The sequence below is a fragment of the Escherichia sp. MOD1-EC5433 genome (genome assembly GCF_002966005.1).
Lineage (GTDB): Bacteria > Pseudomonadota > Gammaproteobacteria > Enterobacterales > Enterobacteriaceae > Escherichia > Escherichia ruysiae.
The window spans coordinates 194,501-215,488 of sequence record NZ_PTRL01000004.1; the positions used below are offsets into that span (position 1 = coordinate 194,501).

General features: G+C 51.0%; 17 protein-coding genes and 2 tRNA genes. 13 read left to right on the top strand and 6 right to left on the bottom strand.

The window, feature by feature from the left end; genetic code table 11:
- Positions 1–13: 13 nt before the first annotated feature.
- The 3 genes from gloA to C3D30_RS10160 all read left to right on the top strand — a co-directional run bounded on the left by gloA (position 14) and on the right by C3D30_RS10160 (position 5,874).
- Positions 14–421, top strand: a complete 408-nt coding sequence (gene gloA, locus C3D30_RS10150; RefSeq protein ID WP_001237802.1) for a lactoylglutathione lyase — start codon at positions 14–16, stop codon at positions 419–421.
- A gap of 102 nt (positions 422–523) precedes the next feature.
- Positions 524–1,171, top strand: a complete 648-nt coding sequence (rnt, locus tag C3D30_RS10155; protein WP_001282285.1) for a ribonuclease T — start codon at positions 524–526, stop codon at positions 1,169–1,171.
- 92 nt (positions 1,172–1,263) lie between these two features.
- Positions 1,264–5,874 carry an ATP-dependent helicase gene (locus tag C3D30_RS10160; protein ID WP_105286840.1) on the top strand — a complete coding sequence of 1,537 codons (4,611 nt, stop codon included), beginning with the start codon at positions 1,264–1,266 and terminating at the stop codon, positions 5,872–5,874.
- 49 nt (positions 5,875–5,923) lie between these two features.
- Here C3D30_RS10160 and grxD read toward each other — a convergent pair whose 3' ends face one another.
- Entirely contained in the window at positions 5,924–6,271 is a 348-nt protein-coding gene (gene grxD / locus C3D30_RS10165; RefSeq protein ID WP_000108172.1) for a monothiol glutaredoxin 4, read from the bottom strand.
- 334 nt (positions 6,272–6,605) lie between these two features.
- Here grxD and mepH point away from each other — a divergent pair, with 334 nt between their 5' ends.
- Positions 6,606–7,433 (top strand): peptidoglycan DD-endopeptidase MepH, encoded by an 828-nt coding sequence (gene mepH, locus C3D30_RS10170; protein ID WP_105286841.1) that lies wholly within the window; start codon positions 6,606–6,608, stop codon positions 7,431–7,433.
- A gap of 127 nt (positions 7,434–7,560) precedes the next feature.
- Positions 7,561–8,142, top strand: a complete 582-nt coding sequence (gene sodB / locus C3D30_RS10175; protein ID WP_000007278.1) for a superoxide dismutase [Fe] — start codon at positions 7,561–7,563, stop codon at positions 8,140–8,142.
- Between the two features lie 237 nt (positions 8,143–8,379).
- Here the strand turns inward: sodB and C3D30_RS10180 are convergent, their stop codons facing one another.
- Together C3D30_RS10180 and cydH are read right to left on the bottom strand one after the other, a co-directional pair.
- Positions 8,380–9,549, bottom strand: coding sequence for an MFS transporter (locus tag C3D30_RS10180; protein WP_000701067.1), 1,170 nt, complete (start codon positions 9,547–9,549; stop codon positions 8,380–8,382).
- Positions 9,550–9,714: 165 nt separating this feature from the next.
- Positions 9,715–9,804: a cytochrome bd-I accessory subunit CydH gene (cydH, locus tag C3D30_RS10185; protein ID WP_000102278.1), complete on the bottom strand. Its 90-nt coding sequence runs from the start codon at positions 9,802–9,804 to the stop codon at positions 9,715–9,717.
- Between the two features lie 297 nt (positions 9,805–10,101).
- Between cydH and purR the strand changes: the two genes are divergently transcribed.
- Positions 10,102–11,127 (top strand): HTH-type transcriptional repressor PurR, encoded by a 1,026-nt coding sequence (gene purR, locus C3D30_RS10195; protein ID WP_000190978.1) that lies wholly within the window; start codon positions 10,102–10,104, stop codon positions 11,125–11,127.
- On the opposite strand, the gene punR is transcribed toward purR, so the two are convergent.
- A complete protein-coding gene (punR, locus tag C3D30_RS10200; protein WP_000269488.1) occupies positions 11,124–12,056 on the bottom strand; it encodes a DNA-binding transcriptional activator PunR in 933 nt (310 codons plus the stop codon). The two genes, purR and punR, sit on opposite strands and share 4 nt — an antisense overlap.
- A 112-nt stretch (positions 12,057–12,168) precedes the next feature.
- On the opposite strand from punR, the gene punC reads away from it, so the two are divergent.
- Together punC and cfa are read left to right on the top strand one after the other, a co-directional pair.
- Positions 12,169–13,380: a purine nucleoside transporter PunC gene (gene punC / locus C3D30_RS10205; RefSeq protein ID WP_001182342.1), complete on the top strand. Its 1,212-nt coding sequence runs from the start codon at positions 12,169–12,171 to the stop codon at positions 13,378–13,380.
- Between the two features lie 289 nt (positions 13,381–13,669).
- A complete protein-coding gene (gene cfa, locus C3D30_RS10210) occupies positions 13,670–14,818 on the top strand; it encodes a cyclopropane fatty acyl phospholipid synthase (protein ID WP_000098915.1) in 1,149 nt (382 codons plus the stop codon).
- 48 nt (positions 14,819–14,866) lie between these two features.
- Here the strand turns inward: cfa and C3D30_RS10215 are convergent, their stop codons facing one another.
- Positions 14,867–15,493, bottom strand: coding sequence for a riboflavin synthase (locus C3D30_RS10215; RefSeq protein ID WP_000493960.1), 627 nt, complete (start codon positions 15,491–15,493; stop codon positions 14,867–14,869).
- 215 nt (positions 15,494–15,708) lie between these two features.
- On the opposite strand from C3D30_RS10215, the gene mdtK reads away from it, so the two are divergent.
- Positions 15,709–17,082, top strand: a complete 1,374-nt coding sequence (gene mdtK / locus C3D30_RS10220; RefSeq protein WP_001174971.1) for a multidrug efflux MATE transporter MdtK — start codon at positions 15,709–15,711, stop codon at positions 17,080–17,082.
- A 38-nt stretch (positions 17,083–17,120) separates the two neighbouring features.
- Here mdtK and C3D30_RS10225 read toward each other — a convergent pair whose 3' ends face one another.
- On the bottom strand, positions 17,121–18,377 hold the full coding sequence (locus C3D30_RS10225) for an AIDA repeat-containing protein (RefSeq protein WP_105286842.1): 1,257 nt from the start codon (positions 18,375–18,377) through the stop codon (positions 17,121–17,123).
- A 307-nt stretch (positions 18,378–18,684) separates the two neighbouring features.
- On the opposite strand from C3D30_RS10225, the gene C3D30_RS10230 reads away from it, so the two are divergent.
- The 4 genes from C3D30_RS10230 (at position 18,685) to C3D30_RS10245 (ending at position 20,988) form a co-directional block, all read left to right on the top strand.
- Positions 18,685–18,761: transfer RNA gene (locus C3D30_RS10230), tRNA-Val, on the top strand.
- Between the two features lie 4 nt (positions 18,762–18,765).
- Positions 18,766–18,842 (top strand) — tRNA-Val (locus C3D30_RS10235).
- Positions 18,843–18,952: 110 nt separating this feature from the next.
- Positions 18,953–19,258 carry a monooxygenase gene (locus C3D30_RS10240; protein WP_000212641.1) on the top strand — a complete coding sequence of 102 codons (306 nt, stop codon included), beginning with the start codon at positions 18,953–18,955 and terminating at the stop codon, positions 19,256–19,258.
- A gap of 125 nt (positions 19,259–19,383) precedes the next feature.
- A complete protein-coding gene (locus tag C3D30_RS10245) occupies positions 19,384–20,988 on the top strand; it encodes an FAD-NAD(P)-binding protein (protein WP_105286843.1) in 1,605 nt (534 codons plus the stop codon).

Consider the following 20,988-nt stretch of genomic DNA (forward strand, 5'->3'; position numbering starts at 1 on the left):
TGAGGATATAAAAATGCGTCTTCTTCACACCATGCTGCGCGTTGGCGATCTGCAACGCTCCATCGATTTTTATACCAACGTGCTGGGCATGAAACTGCTGCGTACCAGCGAAAACCCGGAATACAAATACTCACTGGCGTTTGTTGGCTACGGCCCGGAAACCGAAGAAGCGGTGATTGAACTGACCTACAACTGGGGCGTGGATAAATACGAACTCGGCACCGCTTATGGTCATATCGCCCTTAGCGTTGATAACGCCGCTGAAGCGTGCGAAAAAATCCGTCAGAACGGCGGTAACGTGACCCGTGAAGCCGGCCCGGTAAAAGGCGGCACTACGGTTATCGCATTTGTGGAAGATCCGGACGGTTATAAAATTGAATTGATCGAAGAGAAAGACGCCGGTCGCGGTCTGGGCAACTAATCTCCTGCCGGGCGTGCACTCATCACGCCCGCATCTTTACTGCATCAGCGGGTAATATTTGTCATAATGCGCGCTGCAATTTTTCCGTATTAAGAGAATCAGATGTCCGATAACGCTCAACTTACCGGTCTGTGCGACCGTTTTCGTGGTTTTTATCCTGTTGTGATCGATGTTGAAACAGCCGGATTTAACGCCAAAACCGATGCGCTGCTTGAGATTGCCGCCATCACCCTGAAAATGGATGAACAAGGCTGGCTGATGCCGGACACCACATTACATTTCCACGTCGAGCCGTTTGTCGGCGCTAATTTGCAACCAGAAGCCCTCGCCTTCAACGGCATTGACCCGAACGATCCCGATCGTGGCGCGGTCAGTGAATACGAGGCGCTGCATGAGATTTTCAAAGTTGTACGTAAAGGCATTAAAGCGAGCGGCTGTAACCGCGCCATTATGGTGGCGCACAACGCCAATTTTGATCATAGCTTTATGATGGCCGCCGCAGAACGCGCCTCGCTGAAACGTAACCCGTTCCACCCTTTCGCCACTTTTGACACTGCTGCACTGGCCGGGCTGGCGCTCGGACAAACCGTATTATCAAAAGCCTGCCAGACCGCTGGCATGGAGTTTGATAGCACTCAGGCGCACTCCGCGCTGTACGATACCGAGCGCACCGCCGTGCTGTTTTGTGAAATCGTCAACCGCTGGAAACGTCTGGGAGGCTGGCCGCTGCCTGCTGCCGAAGAGGTGTAATCGAGTCGATGCCTGATGACATGCAATGATTCAGGCATCTATAGTAAGGCTATTCCACGCATCATGCATGATATTCACGGGGAATAGCGTTAATGGCAGATAATCCAAACCTTTCATCGCCCCTGCCGGACGTGTTTTCACCGGCGACCCGCGACTGGTTTCTTCGCGCCTTTAAACAGCCGACCGCTGTCCAGTCGCAAACCTGGCATGTGGCGGCGCGAGGCGAACATGCGCTGGTGATTGCACCGACCGGTTCCGGGAAAACGCTGGCAGCATTTCTCTACGCCCTCGATCAACTCTTCCGCGAAGGCGGATACAACGCCAGCGAGGCGCATAAGCGTAAAACCTCGCGCATCCTCTATATTTCACCGATTAAAGCCTTAGGCACCGACGTTCAGCGCAATTTACAGATCCCGTTACAGGGCATTGCGGATGAGCGGCGGCGTGGCGAAACGGAAGTCAACATTCGTGTGGGTATCCGCACTGGCGATACGCCCGCACAGGAACGCAGCAAACTCACCCGTAATCCACCGGATATTCTGATCACCACGCCCGAATCACTCTATCTGATGCTGACCTCCCGCGCGCGAGAGACGCTGCGCGGCGTCGAAACGGTGATTATTGATGAGGTCCATGCCGTGGCAGGCAGCAAACGTGGCGCACATCTGGCACTGAGCCTGGAGCGACTCGATGCGTTGCTAAACACCTCTGCACAACGAATTGGTCTTTCCGCCACCGTGCGCTCGGTCAGCGATGTGGCGGAATTTCTGGGTGGCGATCGCCCGGTTACGATAGTCAACCCTCCCGCAATGCGCCATCCGCAGATCCGTATTGTCGTTCCTGTCGCCAATATGGATGATGTCTCATCGGTCGCCATCGGCACCGGAGAAGAGGGCCACGCAGGCAGAGAGGGAGCAATCTGGCCATATATTGAAACCGGCATTCTTGATGAAGTGTTGCGCCATCGCTCAACCATTGTTTTCACCAATTCTCGCGGACTGGCGGAAAAACTGACGGCACGATTAAATGAGCTTTACGCCGCACGATTACAGCGTGCCCCGACTATCGCCGTTGATGCGGCAAATTTTGAGTCTACCTCTGGCGCAACCTCTAACCGCGTGCAAAGTGGCGACGTTTTTATTGCCCGTTCGCATCACGGTTCCGTCTCTAAAGAACAACGGACGATAACCGAGCAGGCGCTGAAATCGGGCGAATTACGCTGCGTGGTCGCCACTTCCAGTCTTGAGCTGGGGATTGATATGGGCGCGGTGGATCTGGTGATTCAGGTGGCGACGCCGCTCTCTGTCGCCAGCGGGTTGCAACGCATTGGGCGCGCCGGACACCAGGTTGGAGGCATCTCCAAAGGGCTTTTTTTCCCCCGTACCCGGCGTGACTTAGTCGATTCCGCAGTTATTGTGGAGTGTATGTTCGCTGGCAAGCTGGAAAGCCTGACACCACCGCATAATCCACTCGACGTTCTGGCGCAGCAAACTGTTGCCGCTGCGGCGATGGACGCCTTACAGGTTGATGAGTGGTACGCCCGCGTGCGCCGTGCCGCACCGTGGAAAGATCTGCCGAGGCGCGTTTTTGACGCCACGCTGGATATGCTTTCCGGGCGCTATCCTTCTGGTGATTTTTCCACTTTTCGCCCAAAACTTATCTGGAATCGGGAAAGTGGAATATTAACTGCGCGTCCTGGCGCCCAACTTTTGGCGGTGACCAGCGGTGGCACCATTCCGGATCGTGGCATGTACAGCGTGTTATTGCCGGCAGGTGAAGAACAGGCAGGATCTCGTCGGGTAGGAGAACTGGATGAAGAGATGGTGTATGAATCGCGGGTGAATGACATTATCACCCTCGGGGCTACCTCCTGGCGGATCCAGCAAATCACCCGCGATCAGGTGATTGTGACGCCTGCGCCCGGACGCTCCGCCAGACTTCCCTTCTGGCGCGGTGAAGGTAGCGGACGTCCCGCTGAATTAGGCGAGATGATCGGCGATTTTCTCCATTTGCTGGCGGATGGCGCGTTCTTTTCCGCGAATATCCCTCCGTGGCTGGCGGAAGAAAATACTCTCGCCAATATTAAGGGGCTGATTGACGAGCAGCGAAACGCAACGGGCGTTGTCCCCGGAAGCCGTCACCTGGTTCTCGAACGCTGCCGTGATGAAATTGGCGACTGGCGTATTATTTTGCACTCTCCCTATGGAAGACGCGTGCATGAACCCTGGGCGCTGGCGATTGCCGGGCGAATACATGCGCTATGGGGCGCAGACGCCTCAGTCGTTGCCAGTGATGACGGTATTGTTGCGCGCATTCCTGACACCGATGGCAAATTGCCTGATGCTGCCATTTTCTTGTTTGAGCCGGAAAAGTTGCTGCAAATTGTCCGTGAAGCGGTGGGCAGCTCGGCGCTTTTTGCTGCCCGTTTTCGTGAATGCGCCGCGCGGGCATTGCTGATGCCTGGTCGCACGCCGGGGCATCGCACGCCACTGTGGCAACAACGACTACGAGCCAGCCAGTTGCTGGAAATCGCCCAGGGTTATCCTGATTTTCCAGTCATTCTCGAAACCCTGCGCGAATGCCTGCAAGATGTTTATGATCTTCCCGCGCTGGAACGTTTGATGCGTCGCCTGAACGGTGGCGAAATACAAATCTCCGATGTAACGACCGCTACGCCCTCGCCTTTCGCCGCCAGTTTATTGTTCGGCTATGTCGCGGAGTTTATGTACCAGAGCGACGCCCCGCTGGCAGAGCGCCGGGCGTCCGTACTGTCGCTGGACAGCGAGCTGTTGCGCAATCTACTCGGTCAGGTCGATCCGGGTGAATTACTCGACCCGCAGGTCATTCGCCAGGTGGAAGAAGAGTTACAGCGACTAGCGGCTGGCAGAAAAGCGAAAGGTGAAGAAGGTTTGTTTGATCTGCTACGCGAACTGGGGCCAATGACGTTTGAAGATCTGGTACAACGGCATACAGGCAGCGGTGAAGAGATTGAGGCGTATGTGGAAAATCTTCTCGCAGAAAAACGAATCTTCCTGGCAATGATTGCAGGTCAGAAGCACCTGGCCTGCATGGATGACGCCGCCAGGCTACGGGACGCCCTCGGTGTACAGCTGCCACACTCACTACCGGAAATCTACCTGCACCGCGTAAATTCCCCGCTTCGCGATCTCTTTCTACGCTATCTGCGGACTCATGCCCTGGTCACGGCTGAACAACTTGCCCGTGATTTTGGCCTCGGTATTGCCGTTGTCGAAGAGCAACTTCAGCAACTGCGCGAGCAAGGGTTGATGATGAATCTGCAACAAGACGTCTGGGTGAGTGACGAAGTTTTCCGTCGTCTGCGCTTACGCTCGCTGCAGGCTGCCAGAGAAGCGACGCGTCCAGTTCCGTCTACAGTCTATGCGCGATTGCTGCTGGAACGTCAGGGCGTGTTACCCGCCACCGATGGCAGCCCGGCGCTCTTTGCCACAACGTCTACAGGCGTTTATGAGGGTGTGGATGGCGTTATGCGGGTTATCGAACAACTTGCCGGTGTTGGTTTACCCGCCTCACTCTGGGAAAGCCAGATCCTGCCAGCCCGCGTGCGCGACTATTCGCCAGAAATGCTTGATGAACTGCTGGCAACCGGCGCAGTTATCTGGTCGGGGCAAAAAAGACTGGGGGATGATGACGGTCTGGTGGCTCTGCATTTGCAGGAATATGCCGCAGAATCGTTAACACCAGTAGAAAATGATCACGCGAAACGTTCAGCGATTCAGCAAGCAATTATCGCGGTTCTGGCTGATGGTGGTGCCTGGTTTGCGCAACAAATCGGTCAACGGGTAGGCGAGAAAATCGGTCAACCGGTAGATGCGTCGCCCCTGCAAGAAGCGTTATGGGAGCTGGTCTGGCAAGGCGTCATTACCAGCGATATTTGGGCACCGTTACGCGCCCTCGCCCGCAGCAGCACCAGCGCGCGCGCCTCAGCTCGCCGCAGCCTCCGGGCTCGGCGTGGACGTCCTGCCTATACGTTGCCCATCTCGCCGCTGGTATCTTACAACACGCCGAAGCTGGCTGGGCGCTGGTCGTTATTACAGGTGGAGCCACTGAACGATACTGAAAGGATGCTGGCGCTGGCGGAGAATATGCTCGACCGCTACGGCATCGTCAGTCGTCAGGCGGTGATAGCCGAGAATATCCCTGGCGGGTTTCCATCAATGCAAACGCTTTGTCGCAGCATGGAAGATTCGGGGCGAATTATGCGTGGTCGTTTTGTTGAAGGTCTGGGCGGTGCGCAATTTGCTGATAGCCTGACTATTGACCGATTGCGCGATCTCGCCGCCGCCAGCCAACCGCAGCAATTCACGCCAGTGGCGCTCTCTGCCAACGATCCGGCTAATGTGTGGGGAAATATCCTGCCCTGGCCTGCACATCCGGCAACGCTGGTGCCAACGCGTCGGGCGGGTGCGCTGGTGGTTGTTTCTGGCGGCAAATTGTTGCTCTATCTGGCGCAAGGCGGCAAAAAAATGCTGGTCTGGCAGGAAAAAGAGGAATTACTCGCGCCAGAGGTTTTACAGGCGCTGACCACCGCGCTGCGTCGCGAACCACGGCTGCGCTTTACGCTGACAGAAGTGAATGATCAACCCGTCCGGCAAACGCCGATGTTTACGCTGCTGCGTGAGGCGGGATTTTCAAGTTCACCACAAGGGCTGGATTGGGGATAGAAAAGGACTGACGGATGCTTGTTTGCATCCGTCAGTATTGCAGGACGGATTACTCCGCGTCCGGCTCTTCAGACTTGTATTTAGCGGCAGTTTCTTTGATCAGCTGCTGCAGTTCGCCACGCTGATACATTTCGATCACGATATCACAGCCGCCTACCAGTTCGCCGTCAACCCACAGTTGCGGGAAAGTCGGCCAGTTAGCGTATTTCGGCAGTTCCGCACGAATGTCCGGATTCTGCAGGATATCAACATAGGCAAAACGTTCGCCACATGCGGCAAGCGCCTGGACTGCCTGGGCAGAGAAACCGCAGCTCGGCAGTTTCGGTGAACCTTTCATGTACAGCAGGATCGGGTTTTCAGCAATCTGGCGTTGGATTTTTTCGATAGTGGTGCTCATTGTCTTGCTTCCTCAAACTTCTTTACGGCAGTAATCTGACATTGTAGCGGGTCAGTGCGGCAACGGAAAATAACATTTTCATCACGCTTTTGCTATTTTATCCCTTTGCTCTAAATGTTGCATTTCAAATATTCTTTTCTTCTCTGGCACGCAACAACGTGGTGTTTTTATAACCATTTTTAGCTTTGCCTGCTGCATTTTTTTGCGCTCGCCAACGAAACGTATTTTTTAACAATAAAAGCTATTAACTTTCTCTTCTTCTATGCATTAGAATCATCAAGTTTTGTAAATCAGACGCAGGCATGATAGACCTGCCTTAACAGAGGGACGCTCAGTGGCGCGGATAAACCGTATTTCGATCACGCTCTGTGCTTTACTTTTTACTACCCTGCCTTTTACGCCTATGGCCCATGCTTCAAAGCAAGCCAGGGAGAGTTCTGCTACCACTCACATCACCAAAAAAGCAGATAAAAAGAAAAGCACGGAAACCACCAAAAAGGCCAATAAAGCCAGCCAGAAAACAGCGAAAAAAGCCGCCAGTAAAAGTACTACTAAAAATAAAACTGCTTCTTCCGTTAAAAAATCCTCCATTACTGCTTCTAAAAACGCCAAAACTCGCAGCAAACAAGCCGTCAATAAAACGGCGTCAGCCAGCTTTACGGAAAAGTGCACCAAACGTAAAGGCTATAAGTCGCGTTGCGTGAAAGTCAAAAATGCCACACAGGGAACCATCGCCGACGCGCATAAAGCCAAAGTACAGAAAGCCACAAAAGTGGCTATGAATAAGCTGATGCAGCAAATTGGCAAACCATATCGCTGGGGCGGCAGCTCACCGCGTACCGGTTTTGATTGCAGCGGGCTGGTTTATTATGCGTATAAAGATCTGGTGAAGATCCGTATTCCACGTACGGCTAACGAAATGTATCACTTGCGTGATGCCGCGCCGATCGATCGCAGCGAACTGAAAAACGGCGACCTGGTTTTCTTCCGCACTCAGGGGCGCGGAACCGCCGATCACGTTGGCGTGTATGTCGGCAACGGCAAATTTATTCAGTCACCACGCAGTGGTCAGGAAATTAAAATCACTTCGTTAAGTGAAGATTACTGGCAACGCCACTATGTTGGTGCTCGTCGGGTGATGACCCCAAAAACACTTCGCTAAAACTTTACCCTGTTGTTACGGCAACAGGGTAAGTTCATCTTTTGTATCACCTTTTAATTTGCTACCCTATCCATACGCACAATAAGGCTATTGTACGTATGCCAATTAATAATAAAGGAGAGTAGCAATGTCATTTGAATTACCTGCACTACCATATGCTAAAGATGCTCTGGCACCGCACATTTCTGCGGAAACTATCGAGTATCACTACGGCAAACATCATCAGACTTATGTCACTAACCTGAACAACCTGATCAAAGGTACTGCGTTTGAAGGTAAATCACTGGAAGAGATTATTCGCAGCTCTGAAGGTGGTGTATTCAATAACGCCGCTCAGGTCTGGAACCACACTTTCTACTGGAACTGCCTGGCGCCGAACGCGGGTGGCGAACCTACTGGTGAACTGGCTGAAGCTATCGCCGCTTCTTTTGGCAGCTTTGCTGATTTCAAAGCTCAGTTTACTGATGCTGCGATCAAAAACTTTGGTTCTGGCTGGACCTGGCTGGTGAAAAACAGCGATGGCAAACTGGCTATCGTTTCCACCTCTAACGCGGGTACTCCGCTGACCACCGATGCAACTCCACTGCTGACCGTTGATGTCTGGGAACACGCTTATTACATCGACTATCGCAATGCACGTCCGGGTTATCTGGAGCACTTCTGGGCGCTGGTAAACTGGGAATTCGTAGCGAAAAATCTCGCCGCATAATCACTGATGGCAAATGCAGCATTGCCTGATGCGCTACGCTTATCAGGCCTACGTGGTTCATCAATCCAGGTCGGATAAGGTGCTTGCGCCGCATCCGATAAGCGATGCCTGATGCGACGCTTAACGCGTCTTTTCATGCAAACGCGGATGAGGCGTTAACACCACATCCGGCAAGATAAATCGCACTTTGCCTGCAAACTGTAACGCAGAAGGTTAGCCTTCTGCGTTTTTGTTTTATTAGCTGTTGGCAACGCAAACTGCTTCAGGTTGTTTTCTGGCTGACATAAACACCAGCAACAATGCCAGTCCCGCGACAATCGCCCCCATCACCGGCACAAAACTGTATCCCAGACCACCGGAAATCACTGCACCACCGGCTGCGGCACCCAGCGCATTTCCAAGGTTAAAGGCACCAATATTTACTGATGAAGACAAACCCGGAGCTTCGCTGGCGACACGCATCACACGCATCTGCAACGGCGGTACGACCGCAAAGGTTGCCGCGCCCCACACCACCATGCTGATTGCCGCGCCAAACTCATTTCGTGCCAGGAACGGGATCGCCAGCATAATCACCATCAACAGCAGCAAAAAGCCTTTCAGCGTACCATTGACCGAACGATCTGCCAGTTTACCGCCGAGATAGTTACCGATAGAGAACCCAACGCCAATCAGCACCAGCATTGCCGTCACGAACACCGGCGTTGCGTGAGTGATACTTTGCAGTACCGGAGAAATATAGGTGTAGAGGGTGAACATTGCACCAGCGCCCAGCACCGTCGTCAGCAATGCAGACAGCACCTGCGGACGCATCAGTACCGCCAGCTCTTTTTTCACTTCAGGCCGCGCTCCTGCGCCACCTTTTGGTAACGAGAAGAACAGGCTCACCATTGAAATCACACCCAGCCCCGCCGTTGCCAGAAATGACATACGCCAGCCAATAGTTTCCCCAAGCCAGGTTGCCGCCGGAACGCCACCGATATTCGCCAGGGTTAAGCCCATAAACATAGTGGCAACTGCGCTGGCCTGTTTATGTTTTGGCACCACGCTTGCTGCCACGACAGACCCCAGGCCAAAAAACGCCCCGTGATTCAGACTGGTTAAAATGCGTGAAAGCATCAGCGTCATATAATCCGGTGCGATGGCAGAAAGTACGTTACCGAGGGTGAAAATCGCCATCAGGAAAATCAGCGCACTGCGGCGGGCACGATGAGAAAGCAGAAGCGTCATCAATGGCGCGCCAACCATCACGCCAACCGCATAGGCGCTGATTAACATTCCGGCAACTGGAATCGAGACATCCACACCACGCGCAATAACGGGCAACAAGCCCATTGGCGAGAATTCCGTTGTCCCGATACCAAACGCGCCAATTGCCAGCGCCAGCAACGGATAGTTAATTTTCATGCCTAATCTCCACCTCTTCGCGTCATCACGCGATGTTCATCAAAGTGGCGAAAGCATGACATCAATCACAAAAGAATGAAAATAACAAAAAGAGAAAACACTTTTGCCAATTTGCTAACAAAGAGGAAGGAGATGTGAGGGAGAACGCGCTCCCTCGAGGGGAAATCAGTGCAGCGCGGCAGTCAAACCCACGGCCACGATCAAACCAAGAACGATAATGGTTGTTACCAGTGAAAATTTAAGGTCGGTGCTCATCAAGTTTTCTCCTTTTTATTACCCCACAAAAAGTGATATTACGCATTTTTACATACTGTGATGAAAAAATCTCCCGCCATTTATAATGATAAGTGTTTTTACTACTTCCCCTTTTCATCAAGATCGGCCAAAATTCCACGCTTACATTATTTGCGTACTGGCCATTGACCCCTTCCTGACGCTCTGTGTCATTTTCCCGGCGTACCGCAACACTTTTGTTGTGCGTAAGGTGTGTAAAGGCAAACGTTTACCTTGCGATTTTGCAGGAGCTGAAGTTAGGGTCTGGAGTGAAATGGAATGGCAACAATAAAAGATGTAGCGAAGCGAGCAAACGTTTCCACTACAACTGTGTCACACGTAATCAACAAAACACGTTTTGTCGCTGAAGAAACGCGCAATGCCGTGTGGGCAGCGATCAAAGAATTACACTACTCCCCTAGCGCGGTGGCGCGTAGCCTGAAGGTCAACCACACCAAGTCTATCGGTTTGCTGGCGACCAGCAGCGAAGCGGCCTATTTCGCCGAGATCATTGAAGCGGTAGAAAAAAATTGCTTCCAGAAAGGCTACACGCTGATTCTGGGCAATGCGTGGAACAATCTTGAGAAACAGCGGGCTTATCTGTCGATGATGGCGCAAAAACGCGTCGATGGCCTGCTGGTGATGTGTTCTGAGTATCCGGAACCGTTGCTGGCGATGCTGGAAGAGTATCGCCATATCCCGATGGTGGTGATGGACTGGGGTGAAGCAAAAGCAGACTTTACCGATGCGGTTATCGATAACGCTTTTGAAGGCGGTTATATGGCCGGGCGCTATCTGATTGAACGCGGTCACCGCGAAATCGGCGTTATTCCTGGTCCTCTGGAGCGTAACACCGGTGCAGGCCGTCTGGCGGGCTTTATGAAAGCAATGGAAGAAGCCATGATCAAGGTGCCGGAAAACTGGATTGTGCAAGGTGACTTTGAGCCTGAATCAGGTTATCGCGCCATGCAGCAAATCCTGTCGCAACCGCACAGACCTACTGCAGTCTTCTGTGGCGGCGATATTATGGCAATGGGCGCGCTCTGTGCCGCTGATGAAATGGGTCTGCGCGTCCCGCAGGATGTTTCGCTGATCGGTTATGATAACGTGCGCAATGCTCGCTACTTTACCCCGGCACTGACCACTATCCATCAGCCAAAAGATTCGCTGGGTGAAACGGCGTTCAATATGCTGTTGGATCGTATCGTCAACAAACGCGAAGAACCGCAGTCAATTGAAGTTCATCCACGGTTGATTGAACGTCGCTCCGTGGCTGATGGCCCGTTCCGCGACTATCGTCGTTAATCATCCGTTGCGGGAGTCTCTTCAGGCTCCCGCAGCCACTCCTTATTCAGCGTCTCACTATCGCCGAGATACTCAAGCAACCAGGTTAAAGCAGGCGACATATCATTCTGCTGCCAGGTCAGACAACATGCTGAATCAGGGAATGGATTTTCCAGTTCTAGTGCTACCCACTTCCCCTCATTAAGCCACGGTTTGGCGAAATGTGTCGGCACCATACCGATGCATAACCCGGCCGAAATACACGTTGCCGATGATTCCCAGTCCGGTACAACCAGGCGCTTTTGGTTATCCAGCAGCCAGGTAATACGTTTGGGTAGCGTCCGCGAGGTGTCTTCGCGCACCAGTGACGGCCAGTTGCGCAACGTATCATCGCTGAATGGTCCATTCATTGACACAAGCGGATGATGGCGGGCAACAACACAACTCCAGCTCAACATCCCCATATCACGGAAGGCGTAACGACCGCCCACCGGAATCGCTCGTGTCGCGCCAATCGCCAGTTCCACGCGCCCGTCAGAAAGCGCATCCCAGACACCGTTGAATACTTCCTGAAATACCAGAAGTTCAACGTCATCAAAATGGCGATAGAAATCAACGATCATCTGCCGTGTACGTTCTGGCCTGACGATATTATCCACCGCAATAGCTAACTGACCACGCCAGCCGTTCGCAATCTGCTGACATTGCTGGCGCGTGATCTGCATTTTTTTGACAACAGAGCGCCCTTCTTTGAGAAACCACGCCCCGGCAGCGGTCAGTTCCACATCACGATGACGCCGTTCAAAAAGTGGCACCGCCAGCCACTCTTCCAGCTGACGCACGGTATAGCTGACCGCTGAAGGAACGCGATGCAACTCCTGAGCCGCAGCACTAAAACTGCCATTACGCGCTACCGCATCAACCACTTCGAGAGAATACTCAGACCACATAGTTTGCCTGCAAAATTTTTGAAACCAGTCATCAAATATTACCGTTTCACAACAGGAATTTCACTCCCTACACTTTGCGACGGTGTTTAATTGAGAAATTTAGAGAATATACATGCAACCTGGGAAAAGATTTTTAGTCTGGCTGGCGGGTTTGAGCGTACTCGGTTTTCTGGCAACCGATATGTATCTGCCCGCTTTCGCCGCCATTCAGGCCGATTTGCAAACGCCTGCGTCTGCTGTCAGTGCCAGCCTTAGTCTGTTCCTTGCCGGTTTTGCCGCAGCCCAACTTCTGTGGGGGCCGCTCTCCGACCGTTATGGTCGTAAACCGGTGTTATTAATCGGCCTGACAATTTTTGCGTTAGGTAGTCTGGGGATGTTATGGGTGGATAACGCCATCACTCTGCTGGTATTACGGTTTGTGCAAGCTGTTGGTGTCTGTGCCGCCGCAGTTATCTGGCAGGCGTTGGTGACGGATTACTATCCTTCACAAAAAGTGAATCGTATTTTCGCCACGATCATGCCATTGGTGGGACTCTCTCCTGCCCTTGCTCCTCTTTTAGGTAGCTGGCTGCTGGTTCATTTTTCCTGGCAGGCGATTTTCGCCACCTTGTTTGCCATTACCGTAGTACTTATTCTGCCCATTTTCTGGCTTAAACCCACGACTAAAGCACGTAACGATAGTCAGGATGGACTGACCTTTACCGATCTGCTGCGTTCAAAAACCTATCGCGGCAACGTGCTGATTTATGCAGCCTGTTCAGCCAGTTTCTTTGCCTGGCTGACCGGTTCACCGTTCATCCTTAGCGAGATGGGCTATAGCCCGGCAGTCATTGGTTTAAGTTATGTACCACAAACCATCGCGTTTCTGATTGGTGGTTATGGCTGTCGCGCAGCATTGCAGAAATGGCAAGGCAAACAATTATTACCGTGGCTGCTGGCGCTGTTTGCTGTCAGCGTCGTGGCGACCTGGGCTGCTGGCTTCATTAGCCATGTTTCGCTGGTCGAAATTCTGATCCCATTCTGTGTGATGGCTATTGCCAACGGCGCAATCTACCCGATTGTTGTCGCGCAGGCGCTGCGCCCCTTCCCACATGCGACCGGCCGCGCCGCAGCATTGCAGAACACACTGCAACTGGGACTGTGCTTCCTCGCAAGCCTTGTGGTTTCCTGGCTCATCAGCGTTAGCACACCACTGCTCACCACCACCTGCGTGATGTTATCGACCGTGGTACTGGCTTCTCTGGGTTACATGATGCAACGTTGTGAAGAACCTGGTTGCCAGAATCATGGCAATGCCGAAGTCGCTCATAGCGAATCACATTGATCTATATCGACATCTTTATACTTAGGCTGCTAACAAAATTTTGTTGTATGATTGAAATTAGCGGCCTATACTAATTTCCAGTTGTTAAGATTACGATAAATATTATGTTTTTACGGGGACAGGAGCGTTCCCGGATTGCTATGGATGGTCATTTCGGCAAGGGTTCCTCCTTTCCCTCTGTTCTACGTCGGATTATAGACTCGCGGATTTTCTGCGAGATTTCTCACAAAGCCCAAAAAGCGTCTACGCTGTTTTAAGGTTCTGATCACCGACCAGTGATGGAGAAACTATGAGTTCATCGTGTATAGAAGAAGTCAGCGTACCGGATGACAACTGGTACAGAATCGCCAACGAATTACTTAGCCGCGCCGGTATAGCCATCAACGGTTCTGCCCCGGCGGATATTCGTGTTAAAAACCCCGATTTTTTTAAGCGCGTTCTACAGGAAGGTTCGTTGGGGTTAGGCGAAAGTTATATGGATGGCTGGTGGGAATGTGAACGACTGGATATGTTTTTTAGCAAAGTCTTACGCGCAGGTCTCGAAAACCAACTCCCCCATCATTTTAAAGACACTCTGCGCATCGCAGGCGCTCGTCTCTTCAATCTGCAGAGTAAAAAACGTGCCTGGATAGTTGGCAAAGAGCATTACGATCTGGGTAATGACCTGTTCAGCCGTATGCTTGATCCCTTCATGCAATATTCCTGCGCTTACTGGAAAGATGCCGATAATCTGGAATCTGCCCAACAAGCGAAGCTTAAAATGATCTGCGAAAAATTGCAGTTGAAGCCAGGGATGCGTGTACTGGATATTGGCTGTGGTTGGGGCGGACTGGCGCACTACATGGCGTCTAACTATGACGTAAGCGTGGTAGGTGTCACCATTTCTGCTGAACAGCAGAAAATGGCTCAGGATCGCTGTGAAGGTCTGGATGTCACCATTTTGCTGCAAGATTACCGTGACCTGAACGATCAATTTGACCGCATTGTTTCAGTGGGAATGTTCGAACACGTCGGGCCGAAAAATTACAACACCTATTTTGAGGTGGTGGATCGCAATCTGAAACCGGAAGGTATTTTCCTGTTACATACTATCGGCTCGAAAAAAACCGATCTGAATGTTGATCCGTGGATTAATAAATATATTTTCCCGAACGGTTGCCTGCCCTCCGTGCGCCAGATCGCTCAATCCAGCGAACCACACTTTGTGATGGAAGACTGGCATAACTTTGGCGCCGATTACGATACCACGCTGATGGCCTGGTATGAGCGATTCCTCGCCGCATGGCCGGAAATTGCGGATAATTACAGTGAACGCTTTAAACGGATGTTTACCTATTATCTGAATGCTTGCGCTGGTGCTTTCCGCGCCCGTGATATTCAGCTCTGGCAAGTGGTGTTCTCTCGAGGAGTCGAAAACGGCCTTCGGGTTGCACGCTAAATGTTATGATATCGCCCCCGTTTGGGGGCGATATCATATTTCAGTCCGTTATTGATTCTGCGCCTTTTCCCGCATCGCCAGCACACGTTCTACCGTATCTACCACTGCCTGAGTTTGTGGATCGATTTCAATATTGACGCGCGCTCCGAGTTTTTTCTTACCGAGAGTGGTACGTTCCAGCGTTTCTGGAATTAAATGCACGCAGAAACGTGTTGACGTTACTTCGCCCACGGTCAGGCTAATACCGTCGATTCCGATAAATCCTTTGTACAGGATATATTTCATCAACTGACTATCCTGCACTTTAAACCAGATCTGGCGATTATTTTCAGAGGTTAATATTTTCGCTACTTCAGCGGTGGTCATAATATGACCCGACATTAAATGTCCGCCAATTTCATCACTGAATTTAGCCGCACGCTCTACGTTTACCCAATCCCCAACCTGTAAATCACCAAGATTAGTAATGCGTAACGTCTCTTTCATCAGATCAAAACTGATATGGTTACCGTTGATTTCCGTCACGGTCAGGCAACAACCGTTGTGTGCCACAGACGCACCGGTCTCCAGACCATCCAGCATATAGTCAGGTAACTCAACCACATGAGTACGAAAATTTGGTTTCTCGTCAATCGACACCAGTTTTGCAGTGCCCTGCACTATCCCCGTAAACATACTTACAACTCCTGAAATCAGTTAAGGCATTCTGTTCAGCACAATAGCAGGTGGGAAACACCCTTACCAGTAAAGGGGACTGAATGGTTATTTTTTCACTGGAGAATTAATAAATCCTCGCTACAATAGACTGAATTTCCCCTGCTTCTTCTTTTTGCTGCCCATTCAGGCGGCTTTTTAGTCTCTCATATAACAACAATATAAAAGGTGTTCACGTGCAGAAGTATATCAGTGAAGCGCGTCTGTTATTAGCATTAGCAATCCCGGTGATTCTCGCGCAAATCGCCCAAACAGCGATGGGTTTTGTCGATACTGTCATGGCGGGCGGCTATAGCGCCACCGACATGGCGGCGGTCGCCATTGGTACATCTATCTGGCTCCCGGCTATTCTTTTCGGTCACGGACTGCTGCTTGCGTTGACGCCAGTGATCGCGCAATTGAATGGTTCTGGTCGCCGTGAACGCATAGCGCATCAGGTACGACAAGGTTTCTGGCTAGCCGGCTTTGTCTCAGTGCTCATTATGGTGGTTCTGTGGAATGCGGGTTATATCATCCGCTCCATGCAAAATATCGATCCGGCACTCGCCGATAAAGCGGTAGGTTACCTGCGTGCACTGCTGTGGGGTGCTCCGGGCTATCTGTTCTTCCAGGTCGCGCGTAACCAGTGTGAAGGTCTGGCAAAAACCAAACCTGGGATGGTGATGGGTTTTATTGGCCTGTTGGTGAACATTCCGGTTAACTATATCTTTATTTATGGTCATTTCGGAATGCCTGAACTCGGTGGCGTCGGTTGTGGTGTAGCGACGGCGGCTGTGTATTGGGTGATGTTCCTCGCCATGGTTTCTTATATTAAACATGCCCGTTCCATGCGCGATATCCGCAACGAAAAAGGTACCGCTAAACCCGATCCTGCCGCATTGAAACGGCTGGTGCAGCTTGGTCTACCTATCGCGCTGGCGTTGTTCTTTGAAGTGACACTGTTTGCTGTAGTGGCGCTGTTGGTATCTCCACTCGGTATTATCGATGTGGCAGGCCACCAGATTGCACTGAACTTCAGTTCGTTGATGTTCGTTCTTCCAATGTCGCTGGCCGCAGCGGTAACCATCCGTGTTGGTTATCGTCTGGGTCAGGGCTCAACGCTGGATGCACAAACAGCCGCGCGAACAGGGCTTATGGTTGGCGTTTGTATGGCGACTCTGACCGCAATTTTCACGGTTTCACTACGGGAGCAGATTGCCCTGCTGTATAACGATAATCCTGAGGTCGTAACGCTGGCGGCACATTTGATGTTGCTGGCGGCGGTGTATCAGATTTCTGACTCCATACAGGTTATCGGCAGTGGGATTTTGCGTGGTTATAAAGATACGCGGTCGATTTTTTATATTACCTTTACGGCGTACTGGGTATTAGGCTTGCCGAGCGGCTACATTCTGGCGCTGACCGATCTGGTGGTTGAGCCAATGGGGCCAGCAGGTTTCTGGATCGGCTTTATTATTGGCCTGACTTCTGCCGCTATTATGATGATGCTGCGTATGCGTTTCCTGCAACGTCTGCCATCAGCCATCATTCTGCAACGCGCAGCTCGCTAAAAAACAAGGCGCAATCTGTGAAAATTGCGCCTTACTTTTTACTCGGGCTGGAGCGTTGCGCCAATCCTGTCTTCGTCAGGTTGCAGTTTAAGCGCACCGCAAATTGGTTGCCGACTGGCATCCGTTATCTCAACGAGGATATTGCCACTAACTTCCCCTTTCACATTGATGAAGTCAGGTGAAATTTCTTTCGCGCTGGTTTGCAGGCAAATCGTTCCCTCTCCGTGCAGGCGTTTCACTTTCAGTTGCACATGTGTGGCTGCTGCCGTGATCAGCCAAACTTTTCCGCCATCAAGGTTTAATTCACCAACGCGAAAAGTGACATTGTCACCTTTTACCGTACTGCCATCGAGGATCATCACGCCCCCCGGCTGTACCGTAACCGTTGACTGTTGTAAATCAGCACCGTAACCAATAATCAAAGAGCTACCTTCTTGTACGGCAACGCTCCCCATCAGTTCAACTGGCGCACAATCCTCTTCCACGACAAATTTATCGTCCGCGCTGGTGGGAGACATGACAATCATCGTGCCACCTTTCAGCAGTGCATTTTCCAGCATACCAGCATGAATTTCAGCACGGCCTCCGGCATTAACCGCCAAATCCTTTGTCTTACCGGAGCTATAGAGCTGCAGACCGTCTGTCCCAAGGCGATAAACGGCTTCGTTCTCAACGAGGGTATGAATATCTTCTCCGCCTATGTTATTCATGGCCCCGCCCGCAAGCGTCGTATCGCAGGCTTTCCCCGCCAGCATAAAGACTCCGCCCTGGTTAATTGCGCTGTTGAAAGCTTCTCCACCAGGGTAAACCAGCAATTCACCGCCATCATCCACTATTGCAGATGAAGTCGTCCCGTTGACCAATAAACCACCAGCCTGATCGAGAATAATTTTTTCTGCCCGATGGCCTTCCAGTACGCGCAGGTTACCGCCATTCTCCAGTAACAAACCGCAGGCGTAGCCCTGATCAACGCTAAATTCTCCTTCGGGATGGCGGCCATTAACAGTAGCGAGCGTTGAGAGGCTAATTGCTCCACCGTCGGACTGAACGATGTCTGTGGCAATTGCACCGTCACCGACTGATAACGTGCCATTGTTGCCATATTGTGTGCCTCTGACGATCCCACCAGTTTCCACTTTCAGCCAGCCCGCATCTGTCACTACGGTGTTTTCAGCTCTTCCGCCTGTCTCAACGAGCAACTCACCGTCAGTGAGTTGAGTCGCGCTAATGACCTCGCCGGTCTTAACAATTTGCACTTTCCCGCCGCTCATCAAGTTTTTTGCATCAGATCCCATGATTTATTCCTTTGCTGCATCTGTGTGCCCTTATCGCTACCTAAGTGTAAAGGCTACGGAGGATTTATCCACGATAGAATTGATTTGCTGGCAAACGACTCGGTTTATATCCTGATGCGTGAGATAGTGGGTTGTGTCAGATGTGAAAATGACTCTGACCAAAAATCACCCTTGCAAATCAACAAAATATAGCCAATTTGCTTAAAAGCTCTGCAAACGGTCGAAATACCGCAGAAAATTACGCTTTGCCTCTTGCCACCTTCCCACTCTGCCGCTAATATTCGTCCCCGTTGTCACCTACAACGTTGCGTTCATAGCTCAGTTGGTTAGAGCACCACCTTGACATGGTGGGGGTCGTTGGTTCGAGTCCAATTGAACGCACCATCCTGCGTCCGTAGCTCAGTTGGTTAGAGCACCACCTTGACATGGTGGGGGTCGGTGGTTCGAGTCCACTCGGACGCACCAGATTTTTTAGTCTGGTCTCCTCTCTCCTTGTATTCCCTTGTTTCTTCTCTGTATCCAACACATTAAAAAATTTATACTGTTTTGTATGTGTTATCAGAAGGAGAATCGCTATGGCGACTTTGTTACAGATTCACTTTGCATTTAATGGCCCCTTTGGCGATGAAATGGCCGAACAGCTTAAACCGCTTGCCGAGTCGATTAATCAGGAACCTGGTTTTCTGTGGAAAGTGTGGACAGAAAGTGAAAAGAACCGCGAAGCTGGTGGCATCTATCTTTTTACTGATGAAAAAAGTGCCCTTGCCTATCTGGATAAACATACTGCCCGTCTGAAGAACCTCGGCGTTGCAGAAGTTATCGCCAAAGTTTTCGATGTCAATGAACCATTAAGTAAAATCAATCAGGCAAAACTCGCCTGACAAGTCTCCATGAAGGGCGGTTGGCGCCCTTTTCATCCCTGTCTGAAATTTCTCATTTTCTAAAGATTTCAACCAAACTTATCTGATAACACTAAATTCAAAAGAATACATACAGGTAAGTAATGATGAAAAAAATCGCCATTGTGGGTGCGGGGCCAACAGGGATCTACACTCTCTTCTCGCTATTACAGCAACCAACGCCACTTTCTATTTCCATCTTCGAACAGGCTGACGAGGCCGGTGTCGGGATGCCGTACAACGACGAAGAAAACTCTAAATTAATGCTGGCAAATATTGCCAGCATTGAAATACCAACGATTTATTGTACTTATCTGGAATGGTTACAAAAACAAGATGCCAGCCATCTACAACGTTACGGCGTTAAAAAGGAAACCTTGCACGACCGTCAGTTTTTACCGCGAATTCTGTTGGGAGAATATTTCCGCGATCGATTTTTACGATTAGTAGATCAGGCGCGACAGCAAAAATTTGAAGTGGCTATTTATGAATCATGCCAGGTTACCGATCTGCAAATTACAGACGCTGGCGTCATGCTCGCTACAAATCAGGATTTACCCACAGAGACGTTTGATTTAGCGGTAATAGCCACCGGTCACGTCTGGCCTGATGAAGAAGAAGCAACCCGAACGTATTTTCCCAGCCCGTGGTCGGGCCTGATGGAAGCAAAGGTCGATGCCTGTAACGTGGGTATTATGGGAACATCCTTGAGCGGACTGGATGCGGCAATGGCAGTGGCCATTCAGCATGGTTCGTTTATTGAAGAAGATAAACAACGAGTTAGCTTTCAACGTGATAGCAACAGTGAAAATCTGCACATTACGTTGATGTCGCGCACGGGCATTTTACCGGAAGCCGATTTCTATTGTCCCATTCCCTACGAACCGTTACGCATCGTCACAGAACAGGCCTTAAATACAGAAATAGAAAAAGGTGCAGAAGGCCTGTTGGATCGGGTATTCAAATTGATACAGCAAGAAATTAATTCTGCCGATCCAGACTGGAGCCAACGCATAGCGTTAGAGCGCCTCAATGTCGATACCTTTGCGCAAACCTGGTTTGCCGAGCGTAAACAGCATGACCCTTTTGGCTGGGCGGAAGAAAACTTAGCCGAAGTCGAGCAAAATAAACGGCAAAAACATACCGTCCCCTGGCGTTATGTCATTCTGCGTTTACATGAAGCTGTACAGGAAATTGTGCCGCATCTGAATGAACACGACCATAAGCGATTCAGTAAAGGTCTTGCCAGAGTCTTTATCGATAATTATGCGGCAATCCCTTCAGAATCTATAAGACGATTACTGGCCTTACGCGAAGCGGGGATCATTCATATTCTCGCCCTCGGTGAGGACTACGAGATGGAAAACAACGAAACACGCACAATTCTGAAAACAGCGGATAACAGCTACTCGTTTGATGTTTTTATTGATGCCCGAGGTCAACGTCCACTCAAAGTGAAAGATATTCCTTTCCCTGGGCTACGCGAACAATTGCAGAAAACAGGCGAGGAAATCCCTGATGTTGGTGAAGATTATACGCTACAGCAACCTGAAGAAGTTCGTGGTCGCGTGGCGTTCGGTGCTTTACCCTGGCTGATGCACAACCGGCCTTTCGTCCAGGGACTTACGGCTTGTGCAGAAATTGGCGAGGCTATGGCGCAGGCCATAGTAAAACCTGCATCCCGTGCACGTCGGCGTCTTTCGGTTGATTAA

Excerpts from the sequence above, each read along its gene's own strand:
- C3D30_RS10240 (WP_000212641.1), top strand. The coding sequence starts at position 18,953 with ATGGCGACTTTGTTACAGATTCACTTTGCATTTAATGGCCCCTTTGGC.
- cfa (WP_000098915.1), top strand. The coding sequence starts at position 13,670 with ATGAGTTCATCGTGTATAGAAGAAGTCAGCGTACCGGATGACAACTGG.
- sodB (WP_000007278.1), top strand. The coding sequence starts at position 7,561 with ATGTCATTTGAATTACCTGCACTACCATATGCTAAAGATGCTCTGGCA.
- punC (WP_001182342.1), top strand. The coding sequence starts at position 12,169 with ATGCAACCTGGGAAAAGATTTTTAGTCTGGCTGGCGGGTTTGAGCGTA.
- grxD (WP_000108172.1), bottom strand. The coding sequence starts at position 6,271 with ATGAGCACCACTATCGAAAAAATCCAACGCCAGATTGCTGAAAACCCG.
- C3D30_RS10245 (WP_105286843.1), top strand. The coding sequence starts at position 19,384 with ATGAAAAAAATCGCCATTGTGGGTGCGGGGCCAACAGGGATCTACACT.
- gloA (WP_001237802.1), top strand. The coding sequence starts at position 14 with ATGCGTCTTCTTCACACCATGCTGCGCGTTGGCGATCTGCAACGCTCC.
- rnt (WP_001282285.1), top strand. The coding sequence starts at position 524 with ATGTCCGATAACGCTCAACTTACCGGTCTGTGCGACCGTTTTCGTGGT.
- punR (WP_000269488.1), bottom strand. The coding sequence starts at position 12,056 with ATGTGGTCTGAGTATTCTCTCGAAGTGGTTGATGCGGTAGCGCGTAAT.
- C3D30_RS10160 (WP_105286840.1), top strand. The coding sequence starts at position 1,264 with ATGGCAGATAATCCAAACCTTTCATCGCCCCTGCCGGACGTGTTTTCA.
- cydH (WP_000102278.1), bottom strand. The coding sequence starts at position 9,804 with ATGAGCACCGACCTTAAATTTTCACTGGTAACAACCATTATCGTTCTT.
- purR (WP_000190978.1), top strand. The coding sequence starts at position 10,102 with ATGGCAACAATAAAAGATGTAGCGAAGCGAGCAAACGTTTCCACTACA.
- C3D30_RS10225 (WP_105286842.1), bottom strand. The coding sequence starts at position 18,377 with ATGGGATCTGATGCAAAAAACTTGATGAGCGGCGGGAAAGTGCAAATT.
- C3D30_RS10180 (WP_000701067.1), bottom strand. The coding sequence starts at position 9,549 with ATGAAAATTAACTATCCGTTGCTGGCGCTGGCAATTGGCGCGTTTGGT.
- C3D30_RS10215 (WP_000493960.1), bottom strand. The coding sequence starts at position 15,493 with ATGTTTACGGGGATAGTGCAGGGCACTGCAAAACTGGTGTCGATTGAC.